The 16632-nt window shown below is 28.3% G+C and carries 12 protein-coding genes; all 12 read right to left on the bottom strand.

Annotated features, from left to right (window positions below):
* Positions 1-2: 2 nt before the first annotated feature.
* Complete coding sequence (locus HMPREF0077_RS09795; protein WP_004837856.1) at positions 3-1451, bottom strand: ABC transporter ATP-binding protein; 1449 nt, start codon at positions 1449-1451, stop codon at positions 3-5.
* Positions 1448-2128 (bottom strand): energy-coupling factor transporter transmembrane component T family protein, encoded by a 681-nt coding sequence (locus HMPREF0077_RS09790; RefSeq protein ID WP_004837855.1) that lies wholly within the window; start codon positions 2126-2128, stop codon positions 1448-1450. Before HMPREF0077_RS09790 ends, HMPREF0077_RS09795 begins: the two co-directional genes overlap by 4 nt.
* Entirely contained in the window at positions 2128-2706 is a 579-nt protein-coding gene (locus HMPREF0077_RS09785; protein ID WP_002838928.1) for an MptD family putative ECF transporter S component, read from the bottom strand. Before HMPREF0077_RS09785 ends, HMPREF0077_RS09790 begins: the two co-directional genes overlap by 1 nt.
* A gap of 51 nt (positions 2707-2757) precedes the next feature.
* Positions 2758-3324: a TetR/AcrR family transcriptional regulator gene (locus HMPREF0077_RS09780; RefSeq protein ID WP_002838939.1), complete on the bottom strand. Its 567-nt coding sequence runs from the start codon at positions 3322-3324 to the stop codon at positions 2758-2760.
* 85 nt (positions 3325-3409) lie between these two features.
* Positions 3410-4162: an alpha/beta fold hydrolase gene (locus HMPREF0077_RS09775; RefSeq protein WP_004837854.1), complete on the bottom strand. Its 753-nt coding sequence runs from the start codon at positions 4160-4162 to the stop codon at positions 3410-3412.
* A complete protein-coding gene (locus tag HMPREF0077_RS09770) occupies positions 4163-5218 on the bottom strand; it encodes a saccharopine dehydrogenase family protein (RefSeq protein ID WP_004837853.1) in 1056 nt (351 codons plus the stop codon).
* Positions 5219-5307: 89 nt separating this feature from the next.
* On the bottom strand, positions 5308-10827 hold the full coding sequence (locus HMPREF0077_RS09765; protein WP_040349754.1) for a non-ribosomal peptide synthetase: 5520 nt from the start codon (positions 10825-10827) through the stop codon (positions 5308-5310).
* A 20-nt stretch (positions 10828-10847) separates the two neighbouring features.
* Positions 10848-12788: a condensation domain-containing protein gene (locus HMPREF0077_RS09760; RefSeq protein WP_004837851.1), complete on the bottom strand. Its 1941-nt coding sequence runs from the start codon at positions 12786-12788 to the stop codon at positions 10848-10850.
* Positions 12789-12800: 12 nt separating this feature from the next.
* The gene (locus tag HMPREF0077_RS09755; RefSeq protein WP_040349753.1) at positions 12801-14387 is read right to left on the bottom strand and encodes a (2,3-dihydroxybenzoyl)adenylate synthase; all 1587 of its coding nucleotides are present in this window, start codon (positions 14385-14387) and stop codon (positions 12801-12803) included.
* A complete protein-coding gene (locus tag HMPREF0077_RS09750) occupies positions 14387-15079 on the bottom strand; it encodes a 4'-phosphopantetheinyl transferase family protein (protein ID WP_004837849.1) in 693 nt (230 codons plus the stop codon). The genes HMPREF0077_RS09755 and HMPREF0077_RS09750 overlap by 1 nt, the downstream gene beginning before the upstream one ends.
* On the bottom strand, positions 15069-15821 hold the full coding sequence (locus tag HMPREF0077_RS09745) for a thioesterase II family protein (protein WP_004837848.1): 753 nt from the start codon (positions 15819-15821) through the stop codon (positions 15069-15071). The genes HMPREF0077_RS09750 and HMPREF0077_RS09745 overlap by 11 nt, the downstream gene beginning before the upstream one ends.
* 162 nt (positions 15822-15983) lie before the next feature.
* Complete coding sequence (locus HMPREF0077_RS09740; protein WP_012797113.1) at positions 15984-16355, bottom strand: metal-dependent transcriptional regulator; 372 nt, start codon at positions 16353-16355, stop codon at positions 15984-15986.
* Positions 16356-16632: the final 277 nt, after the last annotated feature.

Genomic DNA, 16632 nt, shown 5'->3' with positions numbered 1-16632 from the left:
CCTTACACAATCAGTCCATCTTTAATAAATTTCAAAATATCTTTTTCATGTCCCTGAACATATACTTTCTTATATCCATCTTCTTCAAGCATTAACACAGAATTACAAACTTTAAAAATAAGTTCTATATCATGAGTTATTATGGCAAAAGGATATATTTTTGAATATCTTTTTATTATTTCAGAAATATCATTCATTCTCTTGTAATCTAAACCTGACGTAGGTTCATCAAGAATTATTAGTTTTCTACCACTTAAACAAGCAGTTAATAGAGCGAGTCTTTGTTTTTGTCCACCAGATAGATTTTGTGGATGGTCATACCTATTTTCCCAAAGGTCAATATGTTTTAATTCGTTTCTAAGTCTATTTAAATATTCAACGTCATTAATTCTATCTTTTTGTAAAAGCTCATTTTCCACCGTATCAAAAAATATTTGGTATTCTACATCTTGCATCATATAATAAGAGTTTCTTAATCTTTCTTTTTTATTTCTCCCAAAGCTTGTCTTGCCTTTAAAGTTTAATAAACCAGCTAAAGATCTTGCAAGAGTCGTTTTACCTACTCCATTTTTACCTATAATCGCCATTATCTCATTTTCATATAAACTTATATTTAAATTTTTTATTAATTCTTTTTTACCAATAGAAATACCAACTCTTCTTATATCCTCAACTACATTTTTGCAATTATCAATATTTTCAGATAGCAAAAAATTATAGTTAATTGTTCTTAAAGAGTAATTTTTACAATCCTCTTCTGTTAATTCACCTTTTTTAAAAACTTTTTCGATTTTACCATCTTTCATATACAAAAAACGATCATATAAATCATTTAAATAGAACAATCTATGCTCAGATATTATTATCGTTTTTCCTAATGATTTTAATTTTTCAAGAATATTCTTAAGTTCGACTATTCCCCTATAGTCTAAATTTGATGATGGTTCATCAAAGAAAATTATTTTAGTATCATAAACAAGAGTAGATGAGATAGCAACTTTTTGCTTTTGTCCACCTGATAAAGAATTGATATTTCTATATTTTAAATTTTCAATTCCCATCACACTCAAAGAGTCATCAACTCTTTTCTTTAATTCTGAAAGTTCCATTCCTAAATTTTCTCCAACAAAGGCAAGCTCATCCTCAACAATATTTGCGAAAAACTGATCTGTTGGATTTTGAAAAACATTTCCTATATACTTTGCCAATTCTCCATTGTTATATTGCGAAATATTTTTTCCTAAAATAGATACTTGTCCATACAATTGTCCTTGATAATGATTCGGAATTAAACCATTTAATATTCTTGTTAGCGTGGTTTTTCCACAACCAGATAAACCACTTATAACAACAAGTTCCCCTTCTTTAATATTTAGCTCTATATCTTTTAAAATTACCTTATCATTTCCGTCATAAGAGAATTTTTTAATATCTGCTTCTATTACATTCATATTGACCTCCACAATAAGAAAATAGCTAAAAGTAAGAATAGGATATCAAAAAATTTAAAAGTTATTTTATGATAATTAGTCCTTTCCCCTCTATATTCTGCTCCTTTAGATATAATAGATGAAGTCAAAGTTTCACTCACTTGCAAACATTTATAGATAAGAGGGATAAAGTAAAGTTCAAAAGACCTAATAGGATGGAGGGGACTTAATCTTAGTCCCCTTACCTTCATGCCATTCTTTATTTCTTTAATCCTTAACCCCATCTCTGATATAAACTTCATTCCTATAACTATGCTTAGAGCAAACACATTTGGAATGTGTAAAAACTTAAGTGAACTCATCATTTTAAGCGGTGATGTATTCACAAGAATACCGCCAATAATAAATATCGGAAAGAGTTTTAATACGATTTCTACAAGACCTAAAATTGCATTTCCACCTATTCCTAAATCTATAATAGTTAATGTTTTGCCAACAATTAACAAGATAAGAAATGTTGCTAGTTGTTTAATAAATTGTTTTAAGGAAAAAGTTAAAGTTAGAAACATTGATATTCCTATCATAGTATAGTAGCCAATATCATCTGTTATAAATAATATAATCGAAAACGCTAAAATTAAAACAAATAAGATTATAGGATTTACAAAACAGTTGTCATCTCTCCTTATTTTTTCCATTACAATATTCCTGATTTTTTACTCTTTTTAAAAAACTTATTATTTATATATAATCCAAATCTTCCTGCTATTAATACCAAGACGATATTAATGCCTATTGAGATTAGCATTGCCTTTGGTGTAAAAAAGGCATCCATAAAGGCAGCCTGTTCTTTAGTAAATACGCTAAAAACTTCAACAATTTTTTCTGGTCCAAGTAGTCTTACAAATGTCATTGCATGCATTGAAATAACAAACATTCCAGCAGATACTGCTAAGGCAACTCTATTATCATTTTTATAGTTACCTATAATTAATTCTGCTACAATAGCTGCGATGGCATTTACTATAAGCATTGGCCAATATCCACTTAATGCATAAAATACACCCAGCAACATGAAAAATATAAAAGCTATTCCTCTTTTTTGTAATTTTTTAGCCATAATTATAAATGGTGGAGCTACTACAAAGGAAGAAAATCCTGCCGCTATATATAAGGATAAAGTTCCTAACATTCCTGTGGCTGTTGATACAGCCATGTTTAATATAAACGCCACTACTGTAAAAATTGTAACTTGTACGATATCTTTTAATTTCATATAAACCTCCAATTTAAGATATATTTTTTCTTTCTGAGTAAACCCTAAGATTTACTTAGCATTATTATCTAAGATAATTCCTATCATTTTTTTTAATGCAAGTTTGTTCTTCACAAAATTTTCTCTTGCATTTAGAACTTCACAACCTAGAATAAATGTGTTAATCAAATCAGTAATTAATTCGATAGCTTCACTTAATTCACCTCTTACATCTTCATCAAATAACATTAGAATACTATCAGATGATGATTTTTTTAGTTTCTTATATAGGTCTTTTAACTTATCGTCATGATTTAATTCCTGCAAAAACATTGCATAAATTGAAACATAGTCACTCTGATATAGCATTTTTTCTAAAATAATCTCAGATAAAACTTCGCTAAAATCCTGACTTGTTTTATTCATCTCATCATAGATTATCTTCTCTCTGTATTTATTTCCTTCTAACATAATGTCGTATAAAATTTCATAGGTAGAACCATAATGATGATACAACCCACCTCTAGAAAGCCCAGTAGCTTCCATAATGTCATTCATAACTGTATTTCTAAACCCTTTTTTTAAAAATACAGCTATTGATGCTTTTTTTATTTGATCCAATCTATCTTTAACATTCATTCGCACTCTAGAAATACTACCGCCTCCTTAAAGACATCTGTGTCGGTATTTTTAAATATTATACCATATTTTTATGATAATCAACTCATTTAATTCTACTCTTTATCATCTCAATTATTATTTCTGGATGCTTACTTAAGGCTTCTGAATGCCCCATATCTTTTATTTCTTCTACTTCTAATTCTTTTTTTATTAACTTTTCTAAATAATTTAAAGAATCTTTTGCGTATATTTCTCTACTTCCAAAAGAAACAGATATGTCTTTCGTAGCTAATTTGTCAGAATTTTTATTTGTTATATCATAACTATATGCAGCTTTAAAGGCACTGTATAAAGTTTCATTGCTTATAGACTTAAATAACATTGGTTTTAATACTTCAATGTCGTTTTCATCATATCCCATGTTATCCCTGATTTCTTTTTGAAGATGATTATTTTCTAATAATCCAATAAATTGTTTTGACATTATATTTGAAAATAATTCAATATTTTCTCCCATATTTATATATTGACCACCATCTAGGATTACTTTTTTTATGTTAACTTCTCCACACAATATCGTTTCAAGAACAATACTGGCTCCTAAAGATATACCATATGCTAGTTCAATATTATCAACTCTTAAATCTTTAATTTCCTTTATTATCCTTGCAGCAACTTGTTCTACAGATTTAATTGGTTCTTCATTGATATTACTATGACCTGGTAAAACAGGTAATAGAATGCAATAACTTGATTTTAAAGATTCTATTATTTCCCTAAAACAATTTTCCCAATAGAAGCCAGCACCATGAACTAGCATAATTTTAGGATTGTTTAAATCACCCGCTATCTTCATTTATAACACGCCCTCCTCATATTCCTTTTTTTCTTTTTTAATATTTACTTTAACATTTTTCAATATCAAATCCCTTTCTATATCTTTAAAGTCTAAAATATCCATTGAATAATATAGCCCATTTTTATAATTTTTCTCCAGGATTTTCTTAACAAGATTAGAACAAATTACAGCACTCATTGTACTGCTTTCTTTACTTTCTACTTCAATCTCAATGTTTTCCATAGAATTTTTCGCAGAAATTATTAGCTTGTTAAAATTATTTTTAGAAATATTTGCTTTAAAAAATGAAATTATACTATCTATATCTTTACTATAACTACCCTCAAGTTTATCAGATTTTGATACTATTTCCTGCATTTTTCGAATAACTTTATCGTCATAAATTTGATTAAACCAATTTGCAGTGTTAACATTAAATTTTTCTGCTACTCTTAAAAATTCTTTGGTAATATAGTTCGATAGCTTATAAATATCACCATTAACATTTACAAATTTAATTCCATCTTCATATACAAGCTCACCATTTTTGTAATAATATAACGCTTTTCCAAACCCAGATAAATTTGTTAAAACAAAGTCTTCAATTGCTGATTTACTGGGAATTTCTTCACTTACATTAAAACCTGAAATAGAATCAACATTTTTTAAACAACTACAAGCATAACTTGCCATAATTCCACTTAATCCAGGGAAATATCCCGAAGATAAAACAAATATGTTGTTATCTAATTCTTCTTTTATTTTATCCTCTAAAAATGATTCACCTGATGGATCTATATATGGAATATTGCATTCACTTGCTATTTTAGCTATCTTTTCTCCATTTTTATATGATGCTCCAGCACAATTTATCAAAATATCGACTTGATTACAAAATTCAGTGACTTTACCCAAATCTTTTATGTCCATCTGTACATAGGTGCAATTTTCTGTATCTTGTTTTTTATTGTTCTTGTAGGTAGCATATAAAGGATATATCTCACTTATAATTTCCACACATTTTGAACCAATATTTCCACTTCCTCCCAATATTCCAATTATCGGATTTTTCATATATTCACCTCTCTTTTAGTAAATAAAAACCAATATGACTTCAATTTTTAGCTTGAATCATTAAATAATTTTATCATCTTGAATATTCCCTACTCATTAATGAATTTTAATATCTTCGTGCTATTTTGTTTTAGATTTTCTCCAGTTAAACAATCAAAATGTTGTCCTGATATACTGCTGTACACTATATTCCCAGCTAAATACTTCTCCCAAGTTTCTTTATCTTCTCCAAAAAATTCTCCATAAAAACTTTTTTCTGTTTCTTCACAAGAGAAAACCCTTACATTCCCGTTATATTTTGGGGGTTTATAAGTTGATACACATCCAAAATTTTGAGAAAAGATGTTAAATAGTGTATTTAACATTTTTATTTCATTATCTAATAAATTTACCTTATCTCTATTTATTGAATTATAAAGATTATTTAGTCTTTCGGAAATTGGAATTGAAGAAAGTCTTTTAAACTCAAGTCCTATATCCTCATACTCTCCAACAAGTCTCTCAAACGACTGTATTTTCAAGTCACCATCTAGATTTTTTACCATATATTTTATACAATCATCGAGTCTTTCATCACTTACAGTATGACCAGCTTTAAAAATATCAGCATTTATTAGCCTAGAAAATGTTCTTTCTAGCAGTAATTCATTTTCTAAACTTGTCTTTAGTGCTATATCGTATTTATTTCTTGATAAACAATGGAAAACTGTTCTTTTTTGTTCTCTTGGAATAGTCGTACTCAATAAAGTTACATCTGATACATTCATATTTTTATTGGTTATATAGTTCGCAGCCTCAATAGCTATCAATCCACCAACGCAATGTCCAATAAGGATATACTTGGAATAACCGAGTTTACATAATACCTCTCCATATTTTTCTCCAAGATTTTTAAATGTATCCTCAGTTTTCATAGAAATATATTCAGCCTCATCTCCAAAAGAAAAGCCCAATACATCTTCGACATCATTACTATCTTTTATAATATAATCTAATAATTCTGTATATGCAGATAATGTTCCTGTCCCTGCGTGAAATAAGACTTTAGCAGTTTTCTTATCATTTTCTAAACTAGATTTTTTTAATACTGATAAAGACTTGTCAATCTTTTTATCAATATTATCAAACCTGTTTTGAATTTTTTTGGAAATTTCTCTGATTGTCGGCGTTTGCATCATTTCAGTTAGTAAAGAACTCCAGTCCCAATCTTTTGCTTCTTCTACTTTTTCCAGAATTTCACTTATAATTTGTGCTATTAAAAGAGAGTCTCCTCCTACACTATAAAAGTTTTCATCTAATCCAATAAAAGACTTATTTAGCTCTTTACACCATATATGTTCAATCTTTTTTTCTATCTCTGTCATTTGTGATTTATCAATACTAATATCATCATCTTCTACTTTGAATAAACTTATTATTGCATCTTTGTTAATTTTCCCATTGCTTGTTTTGGGTAAATTTTGTAATATTTTTATATCAGATGGAATCATATAATTTGGCAAAGAATCATTTAAATGCTCAAATAATTCTGTTTTGTCTATGTTATAATATTCATTTTTAAATCTCGTTACAAAAACACTTTGTCCTGATACTTCTAATAACTCACTACTTGGGAATGCATAAGTTATACTGCCATCATTTCTATCTATAATATCTTCCCATTGTTTTTTTGAGAAAAATGTTTGTTCACTTTCTTTTCTTTCATCTTCAAATCCTATCAATCCATCCTTGAATTCCATTGATGTTAATAACATATAACTCATTTTTGTTTCCTCTAATATAATCAAGGTTCCGGAATCCACTAATAGATTTTTTAAGTTTTTGATAACGAAATCTATATTTCTAGAATTGTGTAATACATTTGCACATAGTATTAAATCAAATGAGAACGCATCTAGACCCTGCTTGTAAAAATCTTCATTTATATCAAATATTTTGTATTTTATCCAATCATATTCATGAAATATTTTTTTTGCGTTGTTAAAAAAGAATTCAGAAACATCAGTGAAATAATATTCAACTTTTGAATCTTTCAATTTAGTAATTACATCAATAGTTGTTCCACCTACTCCTGCTCCAACTTCTAAAATCCTAAATGGTTTATTGTTATTTTTCATTTTTTCATTACATAAATAATGTATTTCATTAGCTATAAATCGATTATTGATTCTATTTATTTTATTGTCGTGATATGATGCCAAAGCAGGTTTTAAATCCCCTTTTGGAAAAAGTAAATTTAACGGATCTTCGATTCCTGTTATTAGTTCAGGTAAAGAATCATTAGATTTTTTTAAATAAGCAAAAAAATCCTTACTGTAATTAAATTCATTTTCTACTTTATAAAAATTACTCCATAGTTGTTCAAGTGTTTCTCCATTCTCTTCACCTAAATATTGGTATTGTTCCTCATCTAATTGTAATATTTTTTCTTTAACCAAAACATTTAGCCATCTCTTTAATAACTTGTCTAACTTATCAGGTACGTTTATTATTTTTTTAATCTCTTGAATATTATATGTGCTTTTTTGATCAGTAAAAATTCCAAAATGTTGAAATGTTCGTAAAATAGACTTCAATGATACTTGGTCAGCACAATATCCCCACTTTATTAGTAAATTAAGATTCATATTCTCTAAGACACTTGATTCTAACTTTTTTAAAAATTCAATTTCATCGCAACACAAATAAAGATCATTAGATACATAACTTTTAATCTTAGGAGTAACCACAGCATTTATTCTACCATCTAAAGATTTCCCTTTTGTATATACAACTTGTGCGGAATCTACTTTGTTATAAGAAACAATTGCATCCTCTATTTCTGATAATTCTATTCTATATCCATGAATTTTTATTTGTCCATCTCCAGACTCTCTACCAGTAAAAATAATTAAACCATTTTTTAAATAATAACCTGTATCACCTGTTTTATAAATGATTCCTCCATCTTTTCTTCTTATAAATTGTTCTTTATTTAATTTTTCATCTCCAATGTATCCCTTGGATATTCCCTTACCGCCAATATACAATCCACCTTTAACATAGTCGGGGCAAGGATTTAAATCTCTGTTTAAAATAAAAAATTTTTGATTTGACATAGGATATCCATATGGAACACTAATATCAAACTTCTCATTTTTATCTATATCATAATAGATAGACCAAATGGATGCTTCTGTAGCCCCTCCCATGCTGACAAGCTTCACATTTTCAAAAATATTGTATACTCTGCTTGGTAAATTTGTTGGAATCCAATCTCCCGACAGCATACATAGTCTTAAATATTCACTCTTTTTTATTTTTTCAGATGCCTCTAAATAATTAACTATTAGTTGCATTTGAGCTGGCACAGAGTTCCAAATAGTTACTCTATGAAGCAACATTAAATCATAAATATACTTTGAATTATTTGTTTTATCTGATTCTGGTAGTACTAATGTTCCTCCAATATCAAAACACCCAAATATATCATATACCGATAAATCAAAAGATAATTTCGCTAACCCCAAAAACACGTCTGTTTCTTGTATCCTATATCTCTCATTGACATCAATTATTGTATTCATAGCTGCATCATGCGTTATTCTTACACCCTTAGGTTCACCGGTAGTTCCAGAAGTAAAGATTACATAAGCATCATCCATATAATATTTCTCTAAATTTAAATCTTTCATGCTACAAAATTCACTTAAAGAAATATTGTGTAAATTTATATTTTTAAATTCAGAATTACTCAACTCTTCATCACATGATAGAACCACTTTAACATCTGCCTTTTTTAGAATCTTGTTTTTTCTATTAATAGGCTGATCTACGTCTATTGGGACATATACAGCGCCACTTAATACAATAGCTAGTACAGATGCAATCTGCCACTCATTTTTTTCAATATTAACTGCTATTCTATCTCCATATCCTATTTTATTGTTTTTTAATACTTCCATTATCGAACTAACATACAAGCTTAATTTTCTATAAGAATAAGTATGTCCCTTGAAAACTAGAGCTGTTTTCTCTGGATTTTTATTTAGCATTTTTAAAAATCCATCTCCTAAAGTTCTTTTTGGAAAATTTCTTTGTGTTGAATTAATATCATTTCTAACTTGCAGAATATTTTCAGGTAATTCCACTGGATTTTTCAAAACTAGAATTTTATTCGGATTTTTACATAGTCCCTTAATTATATTTACAAAACCTGCGAACATTTCATCAATAACAACTTGATCAAACACAAATTTTCTAATATCCCAATTTATTCTAGCTCCTGTCCTTTCCTCTGCTAACTGACAATCAATATAAACTTGAGGTGTTTGGCTGATTTTATAATTGACTTTTCGCTTTAGCAATACGTCATTTTCATTTGACAGACCAACTGTGCTTGTAAAAACTAACGGCACTACAACACTCTCACCTTTTAATCTGCTAAGCATTCTTAACACTTCAACTCCAGAAAATGAGTTATGCTCCATATCCATCCATAAATTCTTTTGTAGATTTATTATTCTATCTTTAAATGTTAATTTACTGTCTATATCTATTGCCGATACATTCACATCCGTAAAATCTCCCACTATTTCATTAATATCTTTTATATTTAAAGAACTCCTCTTAAATAAAGTGGTGTTTATGCAAAATTTATTTGTGCCTGACCAGTAATATACTATTTCTGACAATACTGACATAACCAAAGCCGAAACTGTTACACCAATATTTTTTGACAAATCAGAGAGTTTACTCCACATGTCTTCATTTAAAAATATACTTTTTTGAAGAAAAGAGCTATCTTCTATATCTACAGTCTTTAGTGTCGGTAAGAATGGTGCGTTTCCCATATTTCCTATCTTATTTTCCCAATATTTTTTATCTTCTTGGCTATTAGCACTTTTATTTTGTTTTCTCCCTTTTTCATATATAACGATATCTCTATAGCTATTAGAATTACACGCTTCTTTTTCGGGGTTATAATAAAAATCTTCTAAATCTTTCAATATGATATTCATGCTTATATAGTCAGCAACTATCATATCAACAGAAAAGTGAAGCAATGTTTTTTCATTTATTTTAGTTATTGCAATATCACACATTGGCCATTCACCAATTTTATACTGTTTGTTGGCTAATTTCTCCCTCAAAACTAATTCTTTTTCATCTATTGAAAAATTCTCTTCAACTTCAACAAATGGTACATCCTTTTGTACTTTTTGTTTACCATTCTTATATATGATTGCTCTAAGCATATCGTGTTTTTTTATGACTTTATTCCATGCTATCTCTATTTTTTTCTTATCTAAAAGCTCGTTATATTCAATTTCCATATACCCATGGCAACCCACGCCACCCAATTCAAATGCTTTATTTCTTCCCAATAAATATGAACTCTGTATTTCTGTTAAATCAAATTCTTCATAACGATTTACATCGTCTCTTTTAAAATATACATTTTTTTCTTTATCCAAATATTCTAAAAGCATTGATTTATTAATCTTAAGTTGTTCTTTTAATTCATCTGTTAAACTCCCCTTAGGTGCTTTAAACTTTACGTTACAACCCTCTTTCCAAACAACTATATTTTTATTGTTTAAAATATCTAGTAATTCTGTTATACTCATTAAATCCATCCTTTCTTTTATTAAATTGAATAAACTTCTATATCTTCAAGAATTTCATCAATCTTATCCGATATTCTTTCTATTGTTAGATTTGTAAATATTAAGTTCATTGAAATTTGGTTTTCTAATTTAAAAACCCTTTTAATTTCATTGATTATACCCATAGCTTTTAAGCTATCACCTCCAATTTTAAAATAATTATCATAAATAGATATTTCTCTCATATCTAGATGCTTTTTCCATATAGCAATTATTTTGTTTTGTGTTACTGTTAGATTTATTGCATCAACTCTCGACTTTTCAGCTACAGGTGCATAAATACTTTTATGCTTATTATAATTAAAATTACACTCTTTATACTCTCTATATTGTAAATAATTATTTGAAATTTCATTTTTTGCAATCCAATCATCATATTTAGTTAGTCTTAAAAGTTGTTCTTCTAAAGAATTTAACATATCATCTAACATTTTTTCAGGGAAAAGTTCATCTACACTGTCCCAGCATAATACTAAATCTCCATCTTTTATATAAGATTGGAAATCTAACCATACTCCTGGGGTTTGTGATACCATATATGTAATTTTGCCCAAAGCTTTACTTGAAGTTTCAGTTTCTAGTGGATAATCTATGTTGCACGCAAAAACTACAGGTGCTACATTAAGGCTTGTACCCTGTGATTTTGATATATCTCTTTGAACTTGTACTCCACTATAAGATGAATAGCTGACATTTTCTATAAAGGTTTTGCTTATTCTATTCAAAGTTTCTAGGAAAGAAGTATCATTTTTTCTTTCATGCTCTACTAATAAGATATTTGTAAAGTCTGCAACCATATCTTTCATGTTTTCATTTGAAAGATCTCTATTAAATAATGGTAAGTTTATAAAAAACTTATCTTGGTTAGTCCATCTTTCTAGAATTAAAGCATATGCAGTTAATAAAACCATCGATGGAGTAGATTTATAGCTTGCTGCAAGCTCTTTTATTTTGCTCCATTTATCTTTTTCAATAACTCGTTTTCTTCTAGTAAATCTCGTTTCTTTAATTTGTTCAGGAGCTTTCTTTAATGGTAAATTAGGTCTTTCTATCTCAAATGAGTCTATTTTTTCTTTCCAAAACTCTCGGTCTTTTTTATAAATTTCAGAGTCTACTTCAAGATTGTTTATATAGTCTTTAAAGGTATAAGTGTTTAGATTGTCTAATTCTTTTCCTAAATACAATTCTCCTAATTCTTTCAAAAGAATACTCATACTCATGACATCGGCAACAAGTAAATCTAAATCAAAGAAAATTTTATTTCTATTCTGTGACAGATTTGCAAGTTTTAATCCTGCGACTTCTCCCATTTCTACTCTGAGTTTTCTATGCGATAAATTTTTTCGTATTTCATCTAATCTAATTTTTCTTTCTTTTTCATCTAAATTAGATAAGTCAAAAACTTCAATTTCTTCACTAAAAGGTTTATCTAATATTTCTTGCTTTCCATCTTCTGTGAATCTTGCCCTGAGCATTGGATGTCTATATTGAAGTTTATTCCATGCATCATTCAATCCTTTATAATCTATATCTTTTCCATCTATTTCAATATAGGCATGACAACCTACTCCACCTAGAGTTTGATCATCACTTCTGCCTATAAAATAAGAATATTGAACATCTGTAAGATTGAATGAATCTTTGCCATAATTTGATTTCTTATTATCTTTTGAATGTTTCTTAATAATTTTTGAATTAGCTACTAGGTCAAACCATGAATTAAGTGTAGGCTTCTCAATGAGCTTTGCGAAGGATATTCTAAGTCCTTCTTTTTTAAGAATTCCTGAAAGTTGCATTACTTGCATGGAACTTAAGCCTTTTTCTATTAAATTGTCATTTTCTTTTATGTCTGATTTCTTCAAGGTATCTTTTAACCATTTTTCAATTATTAGTTTAATTTCTTTTCTCGCATCAAATTCCATGTTCTGCTCCTTTCACTCTATTCTTTTTAATTTATTTCTATCAATTTTCCCCAAAGCAGTTAGCGGCCATGAATCTATATATTTTATAGAATCTGGCAATTTAAATTCCGCTACATTCTTGTTTACTAGAAATGTCCTGATATCTTCTAATGAGAGTTCGTCCTTCTCATCTTTTAATATGAATACTCCTATTTTTTCTCCCAAAAGTTCATCGGGTACTCCTACAACTTGAACATCTCCTATATTCTCATTAGATAGTAAAATATCTTCAATTTCAGAAGGCGTAATCTTTTCTCCAGCCCTATTTATTGTTTCTGAAATTCTTCCCACTACCTGATAGTTCTCATCTTTTAATTTTCTTGCCTTATCTCCAGTTTTAAAATATAAATCTTTGTCTATGCATTTTTTGTTTACTTCTGGGAGCTTATAATAGCCATAAATTGTGTAAGAACCTCTGACTATGAGTTCTCCGTACTCTTCATCTTTGACCTCTTCTCCATCTTCATCAACTATTAACAATTCATCAAACTCACTTATAGGCTTACCTTGAGTTGTAAATATAGTTTTACTATCATCATCTAAAGAAGTTGTCATAATCAGACCTTCAGCTATTCCAAAAATTTGTTGTAGTTTGCAACCAAATTCTTTTTCTATTTTTTCAGCAAGTTTTTCTTCTAAAACTGATCCTCCAACTTGAAGGACCTTTAATGAAGATATATCGTAATCATCTTCCTTTATAAAATCTATACATATATTTGCCATAGCAGGAACTAAGCCCGTTATAGTAACCTTTTCTTCTTCAATTAAAGGCAAGATTTCATCTGGACTTGTTACTGGGCACAAAACAACTTTGCCTCCTATAAAAAATGTCCCTAATATCCCTGGGCAACATAAAGGAAAGTTGTGAGCAATAGGAAGAGAAGCTAGATAGATACTGTCTTGATCCATTTTACATCTCTTTGCCGTTTCTTTTGCTACATAGATATAATCGCAGTGTCTCCTTGGTATCAATTTTGGTATCCCAGTTGTACCACCCGATAAAAGTAATAATCCTATTTCTTTATAGCCAACATCTATATGTTGATATATATAATCTTTATCATTGAGATTGTAAAAATTTTTATATCCTTGATTATCCCCAAGAATATAAACTTTAAAATCTATGTTTAATTCTTCTCTTACTTCTCTAATCATATCCACATATGAAAATCCAAGATAGTTACCCTTAGATATATATGCTTTTGCTCCTGATTTTTCTAATATTCCCTTTATTTCATTTTTCCTGTGAGCTGGAAGGGATAATACAGGAATCAAACCAATCTTAAACATGGCAAAAAGGATAATAACAAATTCATGGCAATTAGGAAGTTGAAGAACGATTCTATCTCCCTTTTTAAATCCAGCTTTCAATAAACCATTGGAATATTGGCAAGCTTTTCTATTTAATTCTTGATATGAAAGTTCAACATCTCCATCTACTAAGGCAATTTTATCCCCATATTTTTTAGCACAATCTTCAATAAATTCTCCTAAGGTCATATGCGGCCATACTTGTTCATTATAAATTTTTTCTAATTTTTCTTTTAATTCAATGTTCATTAATTTTCCTCCAAGCATATTGCCCCGAAATATTTGTCATCATAGTTTAATGACTTTAATCTACTTATTGTATTCCTTTTACTATCATTAATTTCTATAAATTCATTTCCAAAAGAAATTATTTCAATCTCTTTTAAATTCCTTACAAGACCAATACCATCACATTTAAGATAGGCTTCTTTTGCAGTCCAATATCTATAGAAACTAATTATGTTATTATCTATATTTATAATTTCATCTTTAGTAAAACAATTTTCTAATATATCCTTAAACTCAAATTGATAATTTATTTTTTCAACATCTATTCCTACTTCTATTTTAGAAAAAGCTAACAAGACCAAGTCTTCTGTATGGGATATGTTAAACTTTAATCCTAGAGTGTTTTCTACATAAGGCTTATTGTTTTTATCCCTCTTGACTCTTAAATCATTAATTCCTTTTTCGAGTAAACCTTTTAAGGTCAAATTAAGTATTGCCCTTGATGCTAGATAATTAATTTTTGCTATTTCTGATGTATAATCTTCTGATTTTATTATCTCCTCTTTAGTTAAGTAAGGAAGTAATTTTTCTTCTAATAATTTATCTGTATAAGCCTTAATTAGTATTAAATTATTACTAGCTAATTTATCTTTTAAATCTTCTAAAGTAAGAAAATCATTAATTTTTCTTATTTCATATTCTTCAATTTTCATTTACTTTTATAAACTCTTTTATCTCTTTAATGACACTTTCAGGAGATGTATTGACAAACATATGCTTGCCATCGATGTATCTATAAGTGAATTCTTTTGTGGTATAATCTTGCCATTTTATAAGTTCATCTAAAGTCATTTCTTGATCTTTATCTCCCATAAGACCTAGTATAGGTGATTCTAATTTCTCAAATTTTGTGTCTTGATAGTCTTCATCTATTACAAAATCTGCCCTAAGTGTTGGCAAGAAAATAGAAATTAAATCCTTATTGTCTAAAATTTCTTTTGGTGTTCCTTCATATCTTCTTAAGCCTTCTATAAACCCGTCATCATCAAGGTGATAAATTGGATTTGGTTCTTTATACATCGGAGCACGTCCACCAGAAATTATTATTCCTCTTGGATTTGCATATCTTGAATTTTTGATCTTTAAAGCTATTTCATAAACTATTTTTGTTCCCATACTGTGTCCAAATAAATAATAAGGTTTTCTAAAATCAAAACTTTCTTTCATGTCTTCAAATAAACTATCCACTAAGATGTTAATGTCACTTATAGCATTTTCAGAAAACCTGTTTTCTCTTCCTGGATACTGGGCAACAAGTAATTTTATATCTTCAAATTCATCTTTCCATTTTCTAAAGGCAGACACCCCGCCACCTGCAAATGGGAATATAAAAAGATTTGCTATTATATTATTTTCATTAATTTCTTTATTTAGTATTTCAAAGTTTTTTGACATAAATTCACCTTTTTATTTATTTTCTGTTAGTATCGGCTAACTCAAAACTATTATATACTATTTGATAGCTTTTATCAATAGCATTAAGATGTTTTTAAAAAAATAATTTTAAAGATAAAAATAGCATAGATATCTCATTATGCGAGTCATCTATGCTATTTATTATAAATTGTAATCGAAATGTTTTTTTAATTTTTCAAAAGTTTCATCAGAAATAACATGCTCTATAAGACAAGCTTCGTCTTCAGCATTTTTTGCATCTATTCCAAGTCTTATAAATACGTCCGTCAAATATTTATGCCTTGTATACATTTTTTCGCAAAATATTTTTGACTCCTCTGTTAAACGAATTATTTTATCTTCACCATAAATAATCAGCCCTTTATTTTCAAGTTTTTTTAGCATTCTTGTAACAGTAGGTCTTTTATATTCTAAGTAATTAGCAAGATCCATATTTCTTACTTCCTCTTTTTCCAAAGATAAAATATATATAGCTTCTAAATAATTTTCCTCTGCAAATTCCCTGTGTAGAATAGATTACCCCTCCCTCAAAATAAAAATAATTAGATCCAAATTTAGTAAATACGAAATTAAAGAACTTAGAATATGATTTCCTTAATATTTACACTATTTCATTATACTTATAAAAATCCTTATTTAAAAGTAATTTTTAGAATATTCCTTGAAGTTTATCTTATATTGTTTATTAACTTCAATAAATGCGGTATAATTAATAAAACTGAATAAACGCTTAACGCTTATAACTTTAATAGCTTAACGCTTATAACTTTAATAGCAAGCACAGTAAGTG

This window comes from Anaerococcus tetradius ATCC 35098 (assembly GCF_000159095.1).
In the GTDB taxonomy this organism is placed as follows: Bacteria; Bacillota; Clostridia; order Tissierellales; family Peptoniphilaceae; genus Anaerococcus; species Anaerococcus tetradius.
The sequence above is the reverse complement of the archived record's forward strand: the minus strand, read 5'-3'. Positions and strand labels throughout refer to the sequence as shown.

Excerpts from the sequence above, each read along its gene's own strand:
- HMPREF0077_RS09780 (WP_002838939.1), bottom strand. The coding sequence starts at position 3,324 with ATGAATGTTAAAGATAGATTGGATCAAATAAAAAAAGCATCAATAGCT.
- HMPREF0077_RS09785 (WP_002838928.1), bottom strand. The coding sequence starts at position 2,706 with ATGAAATTAAAAGATATCGTACAAGTTACAATTTTTACAGTAGTGGCG.
- HMPREF0077_RS09795 (WP_004837856.1), bottom strand. The coding sequence starts at position 1,451 with ATGAATGTAATAGAAGCAGATATTAAAAAATTCTCTTATGACGGAAAT.
- HMPREF0077_RS09750 (WP_004837849.1), bottom strand. The coding sequence starts at position 15,079 with ATGAAAATTGAAGAATATGAAATAAGAAAAATTAATGATTTTCTTACT.
- HMPREF0077_RS09755 (WP_040349753.1), bottom strand. The coding sequence starts at position 14,387 with ATGAACATTGAATTAAAAGAAAAATTAGAAAAAATTTATAATGAACAA.
- HMPREF0077_RS09770 (WP_004837853.1), bottom strand. The coding sequence starts at position 5,218 with ATGAAAAATCCGATAATTGGAATATTGGGAGGAAGTGGAAATATTGGT.
- HMPREF0077_RS09745 (WP_004837848.1), bottom strand. The coding sequence starts at position 15,821 with ATGTCAAAAAACTTTGAAATACTAAATAAAGAAATTAATGAAAATAAT.
- HMPREF0077_RS09765 (WP_040349754.1), bottom strand. The coding sequence starts at position 10,827 with ATGAGTATAACAGAATTACTAGATATTTTAAACAATAAAAATATAGTT.
- HMPREF0077_RS09775 (WP_004837854.1), bottom strand. The coding sequence starts at position 4,162 with ATGAAGATAGCGGGTGATTTAAACAATCCTAAAATTATGCTAGTTCAT.
- HMPREF0077_RS09760 (WP_004837851.1), bottom strand. The coding sequence starts at position 12,788 with ATGGAATTTGATGCGAGAAAAGAAATTAAACTAATAATTGAAAAATGG.
- HMPREF0077_RS09790 (WP_004837855.1), bottom strand. The coding sequence starts at position 2,128 with ATGGAAAAAATAAGGAGAGATGACAACTGTTTTGTAAATCCTATAATC.